This window comes from Paraburkholderia sabiae (genome assembly GCF_030412785.1).
Lineage (GTDB): Bacteria > Pseudomonadota > Gammaproteobacteria > Burkholderiales > Burkholderiaceae > Paraburkholderia > Paraburkholderia sabiae.
The window spans coordinates 1,324,540-1,344,556 of record NZ_CP125296.1; the positions used below are offsets into that span (position 1 = coordinate 1,324,540).

The following is a 20,017-nucleotide window of genomic DNA, read 5'->3' on the forward strand; positions in this document are numbered from 1 at the left end:
ACTAACGTGGCGCCAGTATAAACCTATATAGTTGGGAAGTGCAACTATGTGTGGTAGGATTTTTCAAACAGTTGCTGCAGAAGGGGGCAGAGTGGTCAAGTTCGAAAAACCTGATGTGAGCGTGGACGTCGTATTGCTGACTGTCATTGACGGCGCGCTTCACGTGGCTACGCACGTGCGGCCGAAAGAACCGCAGGCGGGGAAGGCCGCGCTGATCGGCGGATATGTTCACGTCGACGACGCGCGCGAAGAGAACGTCGAGGACACGGCGTTTCGCGTTCTGCACGAGAAGGCCGGCTTGCGGCCGAGGTATCTTGAGCAGCTGAAGACCTTCTCGGGGCGAAGGCGCGACCCCACGCGTGGATTTACAGTGGCAATCTCGCACGTGGCCCTCGTGCCCTACGAAGAGCTTGTCGCGGAATGCGCGGGCCTGCTGTCTTTCTACGACGTTGACGCGCTACCGGAACTGGCGTTTGACCACAACGAACAGGTGGCCGAGGCGGTGACGCGCGTGCGAAACAAATCGAGCTACTCGACGCTACCTTGCTGGCTGTTGCCCGAGAGATTCACGCTCACACAGTTGCAGCACGTCTACGAACAGATTTTTGGCGAGATCGTCAACCGCGCAACCTTTCGCACGCGTCTTGGATTGAAAAATGTTGCCGAAGTGAAGGCGGGCGAATCCGTTGATGAAGCGGGCGTCATCATTGCAACGGATGAGTTTCAGGGAGGCGCCCAGCGGCCAGCCAGGCTCTTTCGGGTAGATCAGCTCGGCCTGTACCGTCGCGCGAGCTGGTAGGGCGCCGCCAGCGGCGGCAGTTTTGGCGACATTACATACGGGTCTATGCCCAAGATCCAGAAACGGTGCGGCGCCTTGCATCGGTGCGGGGGTTGCGGGCGCAATCACTGGTATCGCGACGACGGCGTGCCGCTTGTCAACGGGCGATCACCAATAAACAGCCAATATGCAGTCAAAAACTACTCTGCCGAAAATTTCCCACCTGACCTCCGGGCGAAGTATCGAAGGGTTTCCGGACATTTCTCCGTAAGCCAAGGCATCCCCGGGCTCACGGGTGACTATAAAACCGATGCCGCTCTCGCAAACAATATGGCCGGCTTGTCAAGTACACCTGCTGGGTTCGTATGGCATCACGTCGAGGATGCGAACACCATGCTGCTCATACCGCAAGATATTCACAATGCGATGCCCCTTACGGGCGGCGCCGCAATTCTCAGATAACGAGGTGGGCATGAAGATTGAAACACACGGCTCGACTGCGCCACCTTCCGCAAGTGAAGCTCGGACAATTCAAGCCGCTATTGGGATAGAACTATTAAAGGATTATCTTGACTTTCTGCAGCGCTTCAATGGGGCATTTTTTTTCGGACAATGTGTTTGGCATTGCGGGGGGAAATCATTCGGGAGTCACGCAAGCAATTCCGTTTGAAAAAGTTCCATATGAAAAATCTCTGATCGATCAGACAGGCGATTTTGGATTTATACCTGTTGCATACGCCGAAGGTGGGAATTACGTTTGCTTCGCCACCCGGGGAGGTGACGCCGGGAAGATTTATTTTTGCGATCATGAGATTCCGGGAAGGGAAGCATTCATCCTGCTCGCGGGGTCGCTGACAGAGTTTCTCGACTTGTTGGAGCCGTTTTCTGGAGCTAGTGTCCAGCCTACTCGAGAGCAGACCGAGCAAGGACGTGTCTGGATAGATCCAGAATTTTTGAAACAGATAAAAGGTAGCCAATAACTGTCGGCTCCTTCAGTGCGACATCCGGCGGCTTGTCCTTGGTGGTCGAATACGGGTTCGGCACATCCAGATTGGGATCGACGCTTGACGGGTTGCAGATGGAGTGACGATTGGCTCACGGGCGCTAACCCGGGTTGAACCGTATCTTGCAGGCCGTTGGTGGAAATCGTAATGCGCAGAAGGTGTTCAGGACGCGATGGTCTCTGGTCGCGTGGATAAATGGCTGGTACATACCGATCCCTTTTGGGAATGTAACGGTCGGCATGCTGGACAATAACGGAAGAATTAATTCCTCAGCTGGCACCCGTGTTAGTCGGAGCGACAAAATGACAAGAGATGCGCTTGCCCCCCAAGCGTATTGGGATCAATGGATCGAACATTCGCACACGCGGATAGAGGCGATGTGGGCAAAATCGGGGGAACCGTCCGGTGATGCACGCTATCGACCACAGTATCTCTTTGAAATTGCGAAAGAGTACTGGCAACTAATGTTCGTTCGGTATTCACGCGGCGACACAGTTAGCGAGTTGGCTCAGTACTTCCCGGGACTTCTTAATGCATGGGAGCAATCCGAGCGGCTGGGGATGGGGGTGTTTTCGCGGAGCAACAGCTCTCGCGCCGCAGCTGGAGCACGAACCTCGACAAATACATCGTGTGCTTCTGGCTCACTGGTCTGGCACTCACTCTCAGCATTCCTGACGATCAATGGCAGCGTTTGACTGCCTTGATGGGCAATGAGGGTGAAGACGTGTTGCTCGACCGTATCATCTCGAGCCGCGATCACGGTCGACGTATCGGGACCGTGCTATGCCATCCAAAGCCATACGCCCGGTTGCTCGCTACCGTCAACGCACTGCCGCCGGACCAGCCCCGCATGCTTCGTTCGTTTGTTGAAAACTGGTATGCAGAACTCGATCGACCCGCAAAAAAGGAGGGGTGGCGGCAATTTACGACCGCCCCTATTGGTACGGATTTGATGAATTTATTCAGGGTGGGGCGTATTTTGGGTTCTGGTCTGTCGAAGCAGTGGCGGCGGTCAAGGCTTTTGCAACTCGACGACAGCCTATGCCTCGGACTACCGCATTATCCCGGCGACTTGCTCCGCGAAGCCGACCCGACTTCGCTCGAAGCCGACGAGCTCGCAGAGCCTTTTCTGGAGGGAAACCGCGATGGTAGACGCAGCCTTCTAAAACGCATTTTCGGGAAAGCGTGAACTGACTTCTCATGAACAGTAATTGCGTGCCGCTCGCGGTCTATTCGGTTAAGCCTGCCGTCACGTCCAGGCATCAGAACGGAGGCGATCTGCGTACCGGAGCGCGGTGAAGGCCCCCACATCGCCGGGGCCTAAATCCTGAACCGCGCTCACCAGTCAATGCGGTGCCTGTCATCGGTCTCCTTATGCCTGCGATCCTCATCGACATGCAGGTAGATACTGGTCGTCGTCAACGACGCATGCCCGAAGTTGTCCCGTACGTGCCGCAGATCAACTTTATTGTCGGCCATGTGCGAGCCGGCACTATGCCGCAACCAGTGCGCCGAGGCACTTTCGAGCAGTGCAGCGCGTCCTTCGGTTTCCGGACCGCACTCCCGTAGCCGGGCGGCGGCACCCGCAAAAGTGGTCTTGACGATGCTGTGAACCGCGGCTCGCGTCAACGGTCGGTGGGGAGCACCGCTGTGCGTATCGCGATCGGACATTGCCGTCGCGTCTGGCGTTTTCCCGATCGGCAGCAGCAGTGGCGTCTGTTCGCCGGGTGAGGGCAGGGCCGTCATTCCCAGCGACTGACGGTAGCGCGAGAGTTCCGCCATCAGTTCCCGCGTGGCCGGCACCAGCCGCTCCTTGTCGCCCTTGCCGCGCACCGTCAGCCACCAGCGCATCGCGCCATCGGCGTCGCGCCGCACGAAGAACTGGCCCATCGTATTGCCGCCGACCTCGGCGATGCGCAGACCGCCCAGATACAGAAGCGTGAACAACCATCGCACTCGATGGTAGTGCGCCCGCGCCCGCGCGGTGTCCTGCGGCATTGATGCGATGAAATCCTTCACATGCTGCCAGACTCCGGGCTCGAGGTAGCGGATGATACGCGCGGCGGCCCTGGGCGCGCGCCGCCGCGAGAGCGCGAGCGGGTTGCCGGCCAGATACCCGGCCTGCACAAGCCACGAGAACAGCACGTTAAGAATCACCGTCGCCTGCCGGATGCTGGCGGGCGAGAGCGGTCCGTGGAAGGGTCGCCAGCGCGGGTCGCCGCGCGGGTGTTTGCGCCCGCCGCCTGCACCGGCGTTCGCCACCCAGGTAGCGGCCGGCTGCGGATCCGTGAGAAAGCGTTGGTAGCGCAGGCAGTCCTCGTGCGTGAGCGAGGAGAGCGGTTTGCCTAGCTCTACCAGCGACCACAGCAGGAGCCGCTCGGCTTCCTTGCGATAGCACTCGAAGGTCGTCGGCGTGTCGGCCACGCGCGCGAGCCATGCCCGGATCGCATCGAGATCGTTGTCTGCGGCAATCTGCGCGCGAGCGCCCGTGGCGCGGTTCGCGCCGGTACGCCCGTCAAGCGCCGGGGGAATCGCGATCGATTCGAGCGGCGCGGGGCGCAGTGCTACGGCGTGGCCGTATTCGAAACCGGATTCGGTATCGGACATAAAGGTGAAAGTTTTCGGGAGCGCGCCAGTGTCGCACAAGCGCAACTGAGTTCAGTGGGTCAGCGGTGTGGTGCTTCGCTCGCTGTCGCTGCGCGTGGTTGAACAGCAGGACGGCGGTGCACTTCTACTGGCGCGGCAGCACGACGATTTTGCTCCAGGGGGCTGGGAACAAAATTAGTTTAAAAATGGATACAAATTTAGTTTAAGCAACGTCGCGCGTTCGGATCGGCGGCGTCGCGATAATTTTCGACATTATGGGTGTAATGTCAAATTACTGCGATCTTTCCGTTGTATATTTAACGTTTTACGTTATATTATCAACGTAAATTCCGGAATTACCCGTCATGTCCGACCTTCTGTCCGAAGACACCCGCCTGGCCGCCGAAATCGAGCGCCTCAAAATCGCTTTCCCCAAAACGCGGGAGCTGTATCGCGAGGTGTGCGCGCTGCTGTTCTTCCGCTTCGGGCAGGCGCCGACCGCCAACCGCCTGTATCAGTTGGTGAAGCGCGGCAGCATGGGCACGCCCGCGGCGGTGCTCGGCGAGTTCTGGGCCGAACTGCGGGAGAAGAGCCGCGTGCGCATCGAACACCCGGACCTGCCGGCCGATCTCGGGGCGGCCGCGGGGGAACTGGTCGCCACGCTGTGGACACGGGCGACGGCGTCTGCGCAGGCTGAACTGCAGGCGCTGCGCGCCGAAGTGGAAGGCCAGCGGGTAGAAGCCGAACAGCACGTGGCCGCCGCGCGCGGCGAGCTCGAACGCACGGAAGTGGCGCTGGAGCAGCGCACCGCGGCGCTGCTCGCCGCGCAGGTCGAAGTCCGCCAGATCGAGAAGGCGCAGGCCGAGGGCCACGCCGCGCGGCAGGCGCTCGAGGCGGAGGTCAGCCGCCTGAAGGCCGAGGCGACGGCGCGCGACCGTGAGCTGGAAAAGGTGCGGGAGGGGTTTTCGCGGGATCTGGAGAAACTGCGCGAGACGGCCGAACGTGCGGAGGAGCGCCTGCGCGCGACTGAGAAACGCGCACTGCTCGAAATCGACCGCGAGCGCGGTGCTGCCGCGAAGCTGCAAAAGGAGGTCGAAGAAACGACGAAGCGGGCCGACAGGCGCGAGGCGGACCACCGACATGCAGTCGAGGCGCTGCAGGCGCAGCTTGGCGATGCCCGTCATCAGGTCGGCCTGGTGCAGGGACGGCTCGACGCAGTTCAAGCCGCAAATGCGACCCTCCATCAACAGCTGGCTGCGCTGCGCGATGTGGAGCTCCGGCGTTCCCGACCAGCAGGTGGCAGGACGGCAGCCGCACGCCCAACCACAACAGGTTCGGCGCGCAAGGGATCGGCGACGACCGGCAAGACCATATCGGGACGTAAGCGCAGTTAGAGAACTTTCCCCACCGGCGCACTGACGGCGGCCATCCACATCCACGGCCTGGTGAACTGCTTACGTCACGTGCGGAACCGCAGGCGTCGACGACGCAGCGGCGATGTCGACTGAGCGAAAAAGCCGCCGCCCCCCTCCATGTGCGGTCCGGCCCGCGCGCCCATGCCTGTTGCGTGAACATTTCCGATCGCGCATGGATCGCGCAGACAGCGCGCCCCAGACGCGCCGGGAGGTCCACCGGGAGAACAGCGTTGCGAAGAAGCGAACCACGCGACCAGCGATATTCCCGCTTGGCGACGGCCAGTCCCAAGGCAGCCCGATTCGCCGCTATTTACCGGCCATGGATTCGACCTCGCAGAACAGACCGCGCCCGCGTCTCATATGATCGCTGCCGGGTGCTCACCATTTGGTCTTAGAATTGAAAGCCGAATCGGATGGCTTTCTGCGCGGCTCGTCGCAGGGCTTCGCAGCCCGACATCCCGTGCACCGAAGGTGCGTCACACGCCATACATTGCAACGGTTATCAAAAGTCAAACAAGATGAATGATCGAATGCAGCAAGACGATGTAATGCCGTCAATTCTTGACAGGGAAATTTCAAGCGCGAACGAGGACGCATTTGGTCATCGCCATTTCGCGCTGGCCCTGCGAAGCCTGATCGAGTCGGACGATCACCAGCCGCCTTTCAGTATTGGCCTGCTAGGGGGGTGGGGGACTGGCAAGAGTAGTATCAAGGAGCTTTATACCAACCAGTTGCGCGACGACGCCACGAAGACTGGTGGCCAGACGCGCGCGCAGCGCATCCACTGTATTACGTTTAATGCGTGGCGGTTCGGCGGGCGCGATCAGGACATCAAACGAGCGTTGCTACGGCATGTGTTCCTGGAACTTGGTGGTACCGAAGAAAACCTCCAGGACAGGCTGTTCCGTCAGATAAGCGAGACGAGGGAGCAGCCGAAGTCATTTCGCGACATGACTGTCGATCTGTTGCGCGCGTGGGCATTGCCACTTCCCGCGCTCGTCATAGCGTTCGCATTGCTGTTTCTATTACTTTTCGTCGGCGACCTCATATTTCGCCCTGGCGATCTTTTGCGCGCGGTGCTCTTTGTCTGCATCTCCTTCCTATACGCATACGTTCTGAAACATGTAAAGCCTTCGGAGGTCAAGGCGTCTCATCCGCTGACACGGGTATCGCTGCCGAGCACGACCTCCGAGCAGTTCGAAGACATGCTGCTCTCCCAGTTGCAGCGGTACAAGGACGGGACAAGCAAGTCTCCGGATGGTCGAGTCGGGAAGACCTGCGAACGCCTGGTGGTATTCGTCGATGACCTCGACCGCCTGTCGGCAGACGAGATGGTGCTAGGACTGGATGCAGTCCGAACGTTCATGGAAATTCCGAAGTCTCGTCTGCCCGACGGACTAGGGCTCGTGTTCGTCATATCGTGCGATGAAGGGAAGGTTGCCGATGCGCTGGCCAAGGGCCGCCGTTCTGGAGAACTCCCCGCAACTGTCTTCAATCATTTTGATGCCCGTCGCTATCTTGACCGGATCTTCCAGTTCAGGCTTGAAATTCCTCCGCCTCCCCGTAACGACATGCGCGACTACGCCACAAGGCAGTTGAAGAGCCTGACGCACATTTCGTCCGATCTGGAAAATCGCGGTATCGCGTTTCCACCGCTCATTGACCGGATGATTCATGTAGGGGTTAGCGACCCTCGAAACGCGCTACAGATCGTCAATGCATTTGCGCAGTCATGGTGGATCGCGATCCGACGGGAGCGTGAGGGAGTGGGCAGCAGCCGGCCAGGCGGCCTGCATGAAGGCGCTGTCACAAGGCATCCCATCTCATTGGGCGCCCTCAGTGCGATGAAGGTCAGCTTTCCGGACTTCTATCGTGACCTCCAGGAAGATCCCCTGTTTCTGCACGCATTCACAGACGTGATTGTCCGGGGACGTGCGCTCGACGGATTGCCTGAATCGTCACGCAAGCGGCTTGCAGAACGGTATCTGTTGCCGCTGTCACAGCAACCCGAAACGATCGAACTGAGACCCGAGCATCGCCCGCTCCGGCAGTTTATTGCCAGCCTGGGAGGCGTACGGTGGGCTGACCCGCTTCAAAGCCTTCTCCTGCTTTCGGAGGATCCGACCACCCGTCGGCTTGGAGCGAACATCTCCGCAGTGTACGGCGCCTTCGTGTCAGGCGACACGAGGGGAGTGCTTGAGGGCATGGGCCGTCATACTGACGGGTCGATGCTGAGTCAGGAGCAGGCGCGCAATCTGTACCAGTTGTACGAGGCAACCGTCAATGAGACCAGCGCACGTCGCAGCAATGCGGCGCGGGTAGTCGCAGACCTGATCGGCCGTGTGCCGGATCCACTGGCCGCGGTGCTTCTGGGGGAATTGTGCCGTGACCTCGATAACAGCCTGAACCTGCGCTCACAGCTTGGCCCGGAACGCATCGTGGCGCTTATGTCAGAAGCGGTGCCTTCTGACAGGAAGTCGGTCACCTCGCGACTGATAGAAGACCTGCTGACGCCGGGACGACCTGTTGCGCTCCAGTTGGAATCCATGGGCACGCCGAATCTCAACGAAGCGGTCGACATGGTGCGGACGCTCGTGCCGTGCGCCCTGTCAACCCGGGCAGCCGGCGGCCTTGAAGCACATGCGGAGCAGCTACTGCAGGATTGGCTCATCGAGCGTAACGTGCAGGCGGGAGGCAACGCACTGATCCAGTTGCCTTACCGTGACCTCGAGTCCTGGCTTTCAGAGGATAGCGGGAACGTCGCGGAGGCTCTGGGGGTCCGGTATCTGGGCGCGCTTGCCGGCGAGTTGCAGAAGGACGAAAATTACACGTTCGACGTGAAATCCGCACTGTCGCGGATGAAAGCGATCTCCTCGAAGTTGATGCGGACAGGGGAAGAAGCACGGCAAGAATTGTGGCGCCTGCTGCCGACATATGTCAGCCTCAGGGATGTTCACGCTGTTCAGGTCGCGTGGGAAGTCGGGGTGCCAGCGCTAGGCAACGTCAATGAACAGCAAGCGTCAGCCTTCATTGGTGAATTCGCACAGAGGCTGCAGCAAGACGACGTCAGTGACGATGACAACATCATTGACCAGGATGTCGCGTTCGGGCCGATATCAAATGCTGTTACTGAATCACTGCACGCCCTGGATGACACCGCGCTGGCTTCGGTGACGAACCTGATAAATCACTGGAGCACAGGCGACGAAACGGCCGGGTACGCCTGCGACATGGCGGGCCGGCTTCTGCCCCTCGGCCGGGAGGTTGAAGAAGGCATTCTGGGAAACTGGGCACCGCGCCTCCTTTCAGCGCTCCCGGTACCATGCGCGCGGTATCTTGCGTCCCGGTTCACTGACCAGGGCAAAGCCGTGCAGGGCAATATTGTCTCGGCGTTGCAGCAGACCATCAGCGTGGACCAGATCGGCGACGCCATGCGGCTACGATTTGTAGCGTTTGTCGGCGCAGTACCCGCTGTCGCCTGGGGGACGCCGCCGCTGCTCGACTACCTGAACTCACTGCTAACCCAGCTCGCGGCGAGGTTCAACAATCCGAATGGATATCTGTCGGCGATTCTGCCAGTTGTCGCACCGGTACTCCTCAACGCTACCCCTTCGGTTTATGGACAACAGGTGCAGCAACTCTTTTCCCAGGCGAAGGGGCAAGCTGGTCATTACCCGCTCTTGCACAAATGCATGACAGGCTACTGGGCTGCGCAATCTTCCGAGCGGAACCCGTACAGTCCGGCATCGATATATGACGACGCCAGAGCGTTTGTCCAGACCTTTCCATCTCCGGAAAACGTCAGCATCCTTGGCTCCATGAAAGATATGCTCCAGCGCGGGCTTGTACCGGAAGCAGGGCGCCCAAAACTGATCGACGCGATAAGTATCGTCTGGAAATCGGCGCCGTCAGAAACGGTCGATTTCGTCGCTGATTATCCGCAGTTCACAGCGCAGCAGGCATACGCCCTGTTAACGTCGGTTGACGCGGCAAACCCGACACAGTTCTCCGCGCTAAAACGAGCATGGCTGCATGTTTCGGAGACGATGGAAGAGCCAGGTATCGCTGAAACCATGCGCATGCTACTCGTGAATGGGCCAGTCAACGCTTCACAGGAGCAGGACATAGGGTTGGGGTTATGGCTCGATGTGCAAAAGGATCAGGGCAGGGCGTTACTTTCCAGATATCTGCTTGCGTCCGACATCGCCGACGAACAGCGGCTGCGAACGTGGCGTCATGCCATCGGGCGAGCCAAGGCGCTGGGAGCAGCATTCTTTCTGGAGATAGTCCCGCAGCTGGTGATCCTGCCAGGAATTGACCTGACGGGTAAGGCGCTGTTCGACGATGGCGACGCCATTACGGCGGTCCTGGGCAGCAGGGACAATCAGTCGCAGCTTGCCCGCATGCTGATGAACGCCTTTCCTGAGGCTAAAAGCAACACCGTGAAAGGCCAGATCTGCGCATATTGCATGAAGCTCGTGGGCCAGGCCGCGCTCAAGTCTTTTAAACCAGACGTTCTCGCCCAGGAAGAATTGCAGATCATAGAAGGAGCATTCGGCGCATCGAATGACATCGCGCGCCTGCGACGCCTTGTCACCCAATCCTGAGCGGAGCAACGGAGCAGCCTCCGCGCCGGGAAGTGCCCCCTGGTTTTCCGCATCAACATTCAGACCTTTCCATCGGCGCGCAGGGAGACTGACCGCCGATCGCACGCCAGCGCCTGACGCATACAGAAGGATGCGTCAGGCGGCCCCCGTTTGCCTTGCGCAATTCCTTGAGAAAACCTCCACATTGTCCCGATACACTACACAAACCAATGCCGACGCGGTCGGCGGCGCCCAGTTTTGTCCGTGTTTTCACCTCCATATCGCACGCGTTAAACATCATGCATATTGCATAGGTTCGGATACCATACGAATTCTTGCGATCTTCCTGTCATTTCACGGAAAGAATGCAATTCTATGCTTATGGAGCGAGTAGAGTCTGAGCCAGATTAAATCGCGGACCTCTTCGAATTGTGCGAACCGTAAGACGGTACGTCTTCGTATTTCTCTCTGACCTCGCCGGAACAATCCTTTAACCAGGTGTGAAGGAGATGTGCGGATGCCCAAGATATTCCTTGGTAACGCGGATACGGAAGCCATGGTTGTCTGCCCACAAAGCCTCAGCAAACGGTACAGACAATTCAGCGCGAGCGCGTCGCGGCGGCATTTCTGGATGATGTCTCCACGGGATTTAATTATTCTCCCTTCCGCTGGCGATCTGGAACATATCCGCTATGTTGAGGAGATGTGCCAATACGAACACGATTCTCTCCAGGCTTTATATGTATGTGGTCAATCTGACGACCCACATCCGTTGAGTCTGGATGCTCTTAAACCTGATTCATTTATTCAAGACGTCAAGAAAATCGGTATTGAGGGGCATGACTGGTCCATAGAGCCATATATTGCAGATCAGGTGGCTTTCGATTTCGGTGAACTGGTCGGCATGCCGGTTCGCTTTGGCGCATCGGGAACACCCGCCCGCGAAGCAGCAGATCTCTTCAATGACAAGCGGGTCTTCCGGGGATTGGCGGCAGGCCTGCGCGTCCCGGTCGCTCCCGGGCGAACCTGTGCTTCACCGGCGCAACTCGTGCCGGCGCTGGCGGAACTCATGCCGCTCACCGGTTCCTGCATCGTGAAGCTTGACCGGCACTCCGGGGCCGAGGGTAACGTGCTGGTCACGCGCGATGACATAACCAGCGCGCCGGGGACGCACAAGGTTCATCATGTGCCGGATCAGGAATACGAACGCGTTGCGCAAACGGTGTATTCGGAGCTGAGTCGGGAACAGACTCCGTTTCTTGTCGTGGAGAGCTACTACCGTTCGGTACATTCCGTTGGCGTCCACTATCTGCTGCAAGACGATTCGGTCGTATTCAATGGGATCGCCGACATCCGGCTTGCGCCAGCCTACGCGGGGATGTTCTGGCCTACGACCTTATCCGATACGGTCGTGCATAAACTTCAGGCCGAAGGGCTGAAACTTGCGCACGATATCGCCCGGTTCGGGCATCGGGGGCCGATAAGCGTTGACGCGATAGTGCGTCAGGACGGGGATATCCTGATCAACGAGGTGAATGCGCGTCATGGCGGTTTCACGGCGGCCAAGGCAATACTCGAACGGATCGTGCCGAAAGAGAGGGGCGATGCCCTGGTCGCCGCTACGCGCACGAATCTGACAAGCGATATGGATTTCCGGTCGTTGCGCGCGCTGCTGGCGCGGGAAAATCTGGGCTTCACCCGGGCACGAGGAACCGGCGTCGTCATTTCTGTCGAAGATCTGCGGAGCACCGGGCGAATCGAGATTCTGACCGTCGCGGAATCGCGAGCCGAACTGGAGCGCATCGAAGAGCGATTTGTGCGGCTGGCCTGTCGCTGACCACGACCTTCCAAGAGACCCGACCAGATGCTGGTAACTGAGAAACAGCTGCCTCATGCCCTGAGCAGACAGAAGGTGCGTGGTATCGCGTTCATGTGCGGTGCGATTTTTCTTTTCGCGGTGGTGGATGTGATCGCGAAGCTGGTTTCGACCAGGTATCCGGCGAACGAAATAACGTTCTTCCGAATGTTGTTCGGATTGATCCCTGCCGCCTTTATATTTCGGCTCCGCAACAACCAACGAAGGGAGCTGACGCTTCACCGGTTTTTCGGACACTTCCTGAGAGCTATTATGGCGCTCGGCTCGATGGGACTGTTCTTTGCCGGCTTGCCACATCTGCCATTGTCGACCGCTGTCACCCTGCAGTACACGGAAGCGATTCTTATTGGTCTGTTCGCCGTCGTCTTTCTGTCTGAACGCTTCCGCGTCGCTACAGCGGTAGCGTCGATGGCCGGATTTGTTGGCGTCATTCTGGTCTCATCGCTCTCCGGCAACCACGCTTCCCTGCTTGGCACCGGATTGATCCTGCTAAGCGCCATGTTTGGCGCAGGTTCGATCATCCAGATCAAGAAACTGTCGCGTACCGAAGAACCGGCCGCAATTGTCCTGTATTTCACGGTCATCGCGACCATCGTGAGCGGTGTATCGCTTGTTGCTTCGTGGACCACGCCGGACACCAGGGATCTCGGATATATGGCCCTGCTTGGGCTCACGGCAGGTGCCGGTCAGCTTTTGCTGACGGTGGCATTCAGGAATGCCACGGCGTCACTCCTTGCTCCATTCAGCTACTTTGGGGTGGTGTGGGCGATCATATTTGGGTACATGATCTGGGGCGAGGTCATAACGGCACAGGCAGCCATCGGTTCCGCGGTAATTGTCGGTAGCGCGCTCTACCTCGGCATGTCCGACAAGCGCATGGATGCAGGCGACGGGGGCGCCTGATATAGGCGATCGGACCACCTTGTTCGCAATATATATTAAGGATTACATATATATGACATTGAATTGCAGCATCGGCGAGGGCCGCCTCGGTATCCTTGGGGGGATGGGGAGCGAAGCGACGGCGTACTTCCTTCGCACGCTCGCGCAACGCTCACAAGCAACATCCGATCAGGAACACATCCCTTTCGTCCTGCTCTCATGCCCGGAAATCCCGGATCGTTCGTCCGCGATGGAGGCAGGAACCGTAGATGTACCGTCGATCATCCGCTCGCGTCTGGAGCAGCTCGAGGACGCGGGCTGCGGGGCGGTGGCCATTCCATGCAACACGGCCCACTACTGGCGCCGGGACTTCGCCTCATCGCTGCAGATCCCCCTGATCGACATGGTGTCGGCTACCGCGCAGCATGCCGCACGGCTGGGTGCACGCAGTGCGATTGTTCTTGGCACCCGATCGACCATGAAACATCGATTGTATGGCGATTCACTCGAGAAACTGTGTATCAGGCTCATGGACGTCGAAGAAGCGACTATCCGTGCGACGGGTTGCGCAATTGCACTTGCCAAGTCGGGAGATCCCGACAGTTCATGGAAACAGTTGGCGCACGCGCTGCACGCGTGTCGCGCGTTACACCCCGACGTGATCATCCTTGGCTGCACCGAACTGCCTATGGTGGTACCGCCCGGCACCATGGCCGTCGACCTGGTCGATTCAGACGCATGCCTTGCTGACGCGTGCGTCCGTTGGTGGCAGTCGCTGTCAACCGGGGTCGAAGAGCCTGACATTCAATTTTCTGAGGAGATCGCGAATGAGCCGTGAACGTTCAACGAACCGCCGTCCGGTCACCGATGTGGAATATGGATGGCGCGGCTGGCTGGTTGCCGATGATCCCGATCTGGATCAACTTGTGGACGCGGAGTGCAGACGACAGGAGAGTGCGATTACCCTGGTGGCTTCCGAAAATTTCTCCTCCCCACGGAGCCGGGTACTGGAAGGAAGCGCACTGGCGGACAAGAATGCCGAGGGCTATCCCGACAGGCGGTTCGCCGCTGGGTGTGAATATGTGGATGCCATCGAGAACCTTGCTATTGCCCGTCTGAAAAAATTGTTCGGGTGCGAACACGCCAACGTTCAGGCGATGAGTGCAACCATCGCGAATGTCGCGCTCCTGCAGGCGGTGCTGAAGGCCGGCGACCCGATACTCTCAATGCGTCTGTCGGACGGTGGTCACCTGAGCCATGGTGCGGCGTTTCATATGAGCGGTCGCCTGTATCACGTGTGCCATTACGGATTAAACGAGACATCGGAGCGGATCGACATTGATGAGGTTCGTCGTCTTGCAAAGGAAGCCAGACCGAAACTGATTGTCTGCGGCGGTTCCTCGTATCCCCGCAACATCGACTATGCTGCGTTCGCCGATATCGCCAAAGAGGTCGGTGCGTTGCTTTGGGCAGATATTGCGCATGTCGCGGGACTGATGGCCGCGCGCGTCGTTCCTTCAGCCATACCGTACGCTGACTTCGTGACGTCTTCCACGCACAAGACATGGCGAGGCCCGCGCGGCGGGTCAGTCCTGATGTGCCGGCAGGAGTGGGGGCATGCGATCGACCGGGCGATTTTCCCCGGGATTCAAGGCGCGCCCAAAATGGACATGATTGCCGCGCGGGCTGCGCATTTCATGGAAACGGCCGAGCCCGAGTTCACCTTGTATTCGAAAGCGGTTCTGGATAACGCGCAGGCGCTTGCCGAGGGTCTTCGTCAAGAAGGCGTACGGCTGGTCACGGGCGGTACGGACACCCATCTTGTGCTGGCGAACGTGACTGACCTCGGACTGACCGGGCAGCAGGCAGAGCGACTTCTAACGGAGGTTGGCGTCACGACAAACAGGAACATGATTCCGTTCGACAGACAGCCCCCGAGTCTTTGCAGCGGCGTGCGAATGGGTAGCGCCGCCATGACCACGAGAGGACTTGATGAGTCGGACTTCCTCCGCATCGGAGCCCTCATTGGCTCGCTGCTGAATAATCCAGGAGATCCGGACAAACAGATCCGGGCGAAGGCCATTTTCGGGGAACTGGTGCAAGGTTTGCCCCTGTTTTCGGAGCGTTGGCTTCCGCAGCATTCGCCGACGGCTGCCGACGCGCAAGCGCTCGGTTGACGCGCTCAGCTGAGACAACGAAGGGGGCCGACCGGTGCCAGGCACAACATAGCCGGGCGAATCTGTTCGAAGATCTCGTCGGGGCTGACCGGCCTAGAACTGAAAGAGCGATTCGCGGGACCGCTGATTGTCGCCGGGCCGACCGGTGGCTTCGGCGCGGCGACTGTTCGTTCACCGTGACAGAACACCCTGTGAGAGCCGCCAACAGGGCTGGCAGACGCGAAACATCTCCATCCAATCTGCATTGGTTCGAATCTATTTCTCAAATAAAACTTGATTCGAGGCGCTTACTATCGAATCGCGCTGAAATGATCAGCGTGAAACGCTGAAAGCGCCTGTTCGGGTTAATGTCCCGTCTTCCGGAGAACGGCAAATGTATTTGCGAGCGTCGCTGATTTCTTCAACGTCCCGCCCGACAATCACTTCCTGGTCACAAACGCGACTGGCTGAAAAACCGATGACGTCATGGCGAGACGCCCGCCGCGAGAAACGCGCGCAGTTTCGCGCAAAGCTCCTCCGGCTTCGCCAGCTCGCATTCCCAGACCGTCAGAACGTCCCAACCAGACACAGTCAGCTTCGACTCATTCGATGCATCCCTGGCGACATTGCGCGCGATCTTTTCTCTCCAGTAATCGGCGTTGGTTTTGGGACGACGGGCTCCTCGCCTGCAGGTGTGTCCATGCCAGAAGCAGCCATGCACGAAAATGACCTTGCGTCGGCCTATAAATGCGAGATCCGGGGATCCCGGTAAATCCTTGCGATGCAGCCGATATCGGTATCCGAGCCCGTAAACCATTCGCCGAACTGCCAGTTCAGGCTGGGTATCGGTCGACCTGACTGACCGCATGATTTGCGATCGATCCATGACCCGTTCAAAAAACCATAAAAAGAAGCATGCGCGATGCAGTTTCGAATACAATCGCTGGCAGATTAAAAATCTGCCGAGAATAAAGAGACCCGGGGCTCCGTTCGTGATATCCGATAAATATACCTTCTACGAGTTTTTTGCGGGTGGAGGGATGGCGCGCGCTGGATTGGGGAAAGAGTGGGAATGTCTTTTCGCCAATGATGTCGACGAGCTGAAGGCCACTACCTATATCTCGAATTGGGGGCGTGATCACTTCGACGATCGCGATGTCCGGAAGGTTACCGTCGACGACCTGGACGGTCATGTCGATCTCGCCTGGGCTTCGTTTCCCTGTCAGGATCTCTCGCTGGCAGGTAACGGGTTAGGAATCGGGCGAGCGGACGACGGGTCCGAGACCCGATCCGGCGCGCTCTGGCCATTCCTGACGCTCATGGAAAATTTGCGTCGCACCCGGCGCCATCCCACGCTGCTCGTCCTGGAGAACGTGGTCGGCCTGCTGACCCTCGATGGCGGCCGTGACTTCGCCGCGATCTGTGATGCGCTGGGAGCGATTGGATATCGCTACGGCGCAGTCGTCGCCGACGCGAAGCACTTCGTGCCGCAATCGCGCCCGCGCGTATTCCTGATCGCCGTGCGTCGTGAACAGCAGGTCAACGGAGATCTTTGCTCCGACGGTCCTACCGAGGCGTGGCACACGCAACCCCTCATCCGCGCCTTCGATGCGTTGTCCAGCAAGTCGCAAAAAGACTGGATCTGGTGGGACGCCGGGACTGCGCCCAAACTCAGGAAGAATTCGCTCCTGAGATCGATTGATCTTGACGCCGTGGGTTGGGACTCTGCAGCAGAGACGAAACGCCTGCTCGATATGATGTCGCCGGCGCATCTCGCGAGGCTGCACAAAGCACAGGCCGAAGATGGGCCGCATATTGGCAGCCTGTATCTGCGGATGCGACGCGAAGGCGAGAAAAACCGGCAGCGCGCCGAGATAGCGTTTGGGCCGACGCTCGGATGTCTGAGAACGCCACGAGGCGGCGCATCCCGTCCTCGCATCATCCATGTCGAGGGCAAGACGGTCAGAACGCGGCTGCTCACGGTAACCGAGGCGGCCAAGCTGATGGGGCTTGCGCAGAATTACGTGCTACCCGACGTCTATTACCGCGCGTTCAAGGTCATCGGCGACGGCGTGGTCGTTCCCGTCGTCCGCTTCCTGGCTGATCGTCTGCTTGAACCGATCGCGGCCAAAAAGCATCAGAGTGGCGATCTTGCCGCATAAAATCCAGCGCCGCGAATAGCCATGAACTGGGTGCCGCCTAAGACGTTCGAAGATTGGGAAGACCGGCTGGTCGCCCACTTCCTACGTATCGGGCCCGAGGGCGACGCCAGTACAATCCGGAGCTTCGAAATAACGGACCGGACGCTCGCGCAAGCGTGTGGTGCGCCTCTTGGCAACGAGAAGGCCGTCGTCGAGCAGCTCAGAAATGCGCTGTTGCAAAATAATTTCTTCCTCGACGCCTTGAAGCACGGCTCGCCGTTGCTAACGACGCGGGCGCGCCCCAATCTCTTTACATATCTCGTCGCAACGCTGTATATCGACGGTCTGCTTGACTCCGGACAGTCAGACGGCGCATATCGCGCCAAGCTTGCAAAATGGCTCGCCGTCGACGGCACCTTCCAGCAACTGCAGGGTGTCGCACACATGTGGCGCGACCTTGTGGTCTGGCTTGACGCCCGCATCAGCGCGGGAGAGCCATTCCGTCGACTGGTGCTTCCCGCGATACCGTCAACGTGGACGCATATCGGATACACTCGACGCCTGTCCTTCCCAGGCAAGCCCGACGTGCGTTTGCTCGAACGCTTCGTGTCGCGCAATCCGGCCGCACTGGATGACCCATCCAGGCTTATCACCCTGTTCAGACCCATTGAGGCGGACCCGCAGACCTCATGGGGCCTCAGAACCGCCTTTGGCGACTTCTCAAAAGCATATCTCTCGCGAAAGCGTGCAATCGCGGATCACCCATTCTGGAGTCTGCTGACGCGCGTTGCCGCAAACGCGGGAACGAAGATCAAAACGCTGGCGCATCTCGACATGGTTTTCGACGAGGACGGCGATCGCACGTTTATCGTTGGCGAGTCGACGATACAACCGAACCGCGTTCACCCCACGCTCGATACTGCGCTTCGGGACGAGACCGTGAGGGACAGCGTGAACCTGGCCAGCGTACCTGGCCAGGGCATCGTGTTTTTCTATCAGTGTGGCGCCGGTCGCTGGAGAGCGGAAAGCCGACTGAGGCGCAACGCCGTCAGGATTCACGTCGCCTTCGAAAAAAAACTGGTCACGAGCATCGGTCCGCGACTCGGATCACTTTTGCGCGGCGGCTCGTGGTTCTTCACTGAAGCGCCCCAGGCCCCCGACAGGATTGAAGCGCTCATTAAAGGTACCCGACTTGTCCCGGGCACTGACGATCACATCTTTCGTGCGGCCGTCCGTCATGGAATACGCGTCAATGGCGCCTGGCTGGGCCGCCCCGGATTCTTGCCAGAAATCGATGCTGACACATCGGACTTCACGATCCGTGCGCTGTCAGAGCGCAGCGGCCTGATCGGGGTCGACGCAAACACGCCCGGACAGCTGGTTTGCCAGACGCCCGTCGAGGGCCCGTTTCTGATTGAACCAGCGCGTACCACGAGTGAAGACCGTTCGCACTGGCGCATCCGCGTGTCGTTCGTCAGGGACGCGATGCCACGCAGCATGCAAGCATCGGCAAGCGACAACCTGCGGCGTCTGGTCGACTGGCGGGCAGATACGCGCTCCTCCGCCGCCGTGGGATTCGTCCGGGACGAGGATATCTCGTGGGAGCAGGGAGATCCGCGGATCGATAGCCTCATCGAAGCGCTCTATGCCGATGGTTCTTCCGGATGGGACGAGAGCGAACTCGTGCGGCTGGTCTCGCGTGCGACCATCGACGCGACGCCCTGGACGCTGATGCGCGTTCTTCATGACAGCGGCCTGATTGAGCCACGCTTGCGAAGCGGCTGGAGGGGAAGAGTGTGGACGCTGAGGGCGCCGCAGATTCTCTGCATGCGGCATGGCGAGCAGCAACTGGCTGTCGTTGAAGGCGCTGTCTGCGTGCGTCTGATCGACGACTTCAGGATCGCTGTCGAGTCGCTTGGCGGCGCCGTGTTCCGTCGAAACGGCGTAGGCGCGTGGTCGCCGCCGGTCTACGGCGCCGTCGTCGCTTCAGCCGCCGCCGTCGCCGAACGGCTGCACTGGCCGGTCATCAACAACGCCTGCGCGCCGTCAGGCGTTCTCGAGCTGGAACAGACACCGCATCTTGGCGAGATGCATTCGCCAGCATCATCCTGGGACTGGAACTCAAGCCGCTTCACACGCAATGCGACGTCATCCGGAGCGGTGAAGCTCACCCGGCTCGTTCACGGCGGTGGACGCGATCACGATCTGTACAAGGTCGAGTGTCGTGGACGCACAGCGCACTATCTTTCGCGAACCTCCGCGATTGTCGCCGCTCATTCGATGATGAAGCTTCCGTTGTTCGAGGCGCGCGACGCTCTGCTGGTCAGACTGGCGGGCGAGGGTGGGCTTCCAGACGCGCTCGCCGAATGGCTAAGGCGTCGACATCTCCGTTCGCCGGGGCTGATCGACGGCGCCTACGTATATCCGGTTGGCCACGAGGATAGGGTCTTGTTGCACAGGCTCTTGCCTGGCTGCATAGGTGAACTGACAAAAAAAACGACCGATAGGGTCGATCGACTTTCGATCGCGCGTCGGTCCGGTGGACGCGTCCGCATGCAATGGCGGAACGGGACGCTCTGCGGGTAAGGGGATC

At 59.3% G+C, this 20,017-nt stretch carries 14 protein-coding genes and 1 pseudogene; 13 read left to right on the forward strand and 2 right to left on the reverse strand.

All coding sequences use genetic code 11. From position 1 onward, the window contains the following. Nucleotides 1-91: 91 nt before the first annotated feature. The 5 genes and pseudogenes from QEN71_RS35470 (at nt 92) to QEN71_RS35485 (ending at nt 2,971) form a co-directional block, all read left to right on the forward strand. Nucleotides 92-799, forward strand: coding sequence for an NUDIX hydrolase (locus QEN71_RS35470; RefSeq protein ID WP_223962953.1), 708 nt, complete (start codon nt 92-94; stop codon nt 797-799). 45 nt (nt 800-844) lie between these two features. After that, a complete protein-coding gene (locus tag QEN71_RS44845; RefSeq protein ID WP_201651803.1) occupies nt 845-1,240 on the forward strand; it encodes an HNH endonuclease in 396 nt (131 codons plus the stop codon). Between the two features lie 128 nt (nt 1,241-1,368). Beyond that, nucleotides 1,369-1,758: an SMI1/KNR4 family protein gene (locus QEN71_RS35475; RefSeq protein ID WP_290468259.1), complete on the forward strand. Its 390-nt coding sequence runs from the start codon at nt 1,369-1,371 to the stop codon at nt 1,756-1,758. Nucleotides 1,759-2,084: 326 nt separating this feature from the next. Next, a pseudogene (locus QEN71_RS35480) lies at nt 2,085-2,267 on the forward strand (hypothetical protein); the annotation flags it as partial. 50 nt (nt 2,268-2,317) lie between these two features. Further along, nucleotides 2,318-2,971, forward strand: a complete 654-nt coding sequence (locus QEN71_RS35485; protein ID WP_233471896.1) for a PoNe immunity protein domain-containing protein — start codon at nt 2,318-2,320, stop codon at nt 2,969-2,971. Nucleotides 2,972-3,120: 149 nt separating this feature from the next. Here QEN71_RS35485 and QEN71_RS35490 read toward each other — a convergent pair whose 3' ends face one another. Then, on the reverse strand, nt 3,121-4,389 hold the full coding sequence (locus QEN71_RS35490; protein ID WP_201651799.1) for a tyrosine-type recombinase/integrase: 1,269 nt from the start codon (nt 4,387-4,389) through the stop codon (nt 3,121-3,123). Between the two features lie 344 nt (nt 4,390-4,733). Here QEN71_RS35490 and QEN71_RS35495 point away from each other — a divergent pair, with 344 nt between their 5' ends. The 6 genes from QEN71_RS35495 to QEN71_RS35520 all read left to right on the forward strand — a co-directional run bounded on the left by QEN71_RS35495 (nt 4,734) and on the right by QEN71_RS35520 (nt 15,304). Then, nucleotides 4,734-5,762 carry a DNA-binding protein gene (locus tag QEN71_RS35495; protein ID WP_201651797.1) on the forward strand — a complete coding sequence of 343 codons (1,029 nt, stop codon included), beginning with the start codon at nt 4,734-4,736 and terminating at the stop codon, nt 5,760-5,762. 551 nt (nt 5,763-6,313) lie between these two features. Next, entirely contained in the window at nt 6,314-10,390 is a 4,077-nt protein-coding gene (locus tag QEN71_RS35500) for a KAP family P-loop NTPase fold protein (RefSeq protein WP_233471895.1), read from the forward strand. 496 nt (nt 10,391-10,886) lie between these two features. Next, nucleotides 10,887-12,206: a peptide ligase PGM1-related protein gene (locus QEN71_RS35505; RefSeq protein WP_201651793.1), complete on the forward strand. Its 1,320-nt coding sequence runs from the start codon at nt 10,887-10,889 to the stop codon at nt 12,204-12,206. 27 nt (nt 12,207-12,233) lie between these two features. Continuing rightward, nucleotides 12,234-13,148, forward strand: coding sequence for a DMT family transporter (locus QEN71_RS35510; RefSeq protein ID WP_201651791.1), 915 nt, complete (start codon nt 12,234-12,236; stop codon nt 13,146-13,148). 52 nt (nt 13,149-13,200) lie between these two features. After that, nucleotides 13,201-13,965: an aspartate/glutamate racemase family protein gene (locus QEN71_RS35515; RefSeq protein ID WP_201651789.1), complete on the forward strand. Its 765-nt coding sequence runs from the start codon at nt 13,201-13,203 to the stop codon at nt 13,963-13,965. Then, nucleotides 13,955-15,304, forward strand: coding sequence for a serine hydroxymethyltransferase (locus QEN71_RS35520; protein ID WP_201651787.1), 1,350 nt, complete (start codon nt 13,955-13,957; stop codon nt 15,302-15,304). The genes QEN71_RS35515 and QEN71_RS35520 overlap by 11 nt, the downstream gene beginning before the upstream one ends. Nucleotides 15,305-15,767: 463 nt before the next feature. On the opposite strand, the gene QEN71_RS35525 is transcribed toward QEN71_RS35520, so the two are convergent. Continuing rightward, the gene (locus QEN71_RS35525; RefSeq protein WP_233471893.1) at nt 15,768-16,169 is read right to left on the reverse strand and encodes a very short patch repair endonuclease; all 402 of its coding nucleotides are present in this window, start codon (nt 16,167-16,169) and stop codon (nt 15,768-15,770) included. Here QEN71_RS35525 and QEN71_RS35530 point away from each other — a divergent pair. Then, the gene (locus tag QEN71_RS35530) at nt 16,168-17,445 is read left to right on the forward strand and encodes a DNA cytosine methyltransferase (RefSeq protein ID WP_201651785.1); all 1,278 of its coding nucleotides are present in this window, start codon (nt 16,168-16,170) and stop codon (nt 17,443-17,445) included. The genes QEN71_RS35525 and QEN71_RS35530 overlap by 2 nt on opposite strands. A 21-nt stretch (nt 17,446-17,466) precedes the next feature. Then, nucleotides 17,467-20,010 (forward strand): hypothetical protein, encoded by a 2,544-nt coding sequence (locus QEN71_RS35535; protein WP_201651783.1) that lies wholly within the window; start codon nt 17,467-17,469, stop codon nt 20,008-20,010. Nucleotides 20,011-20,017 lie beyond the last annotated feature (7 nt).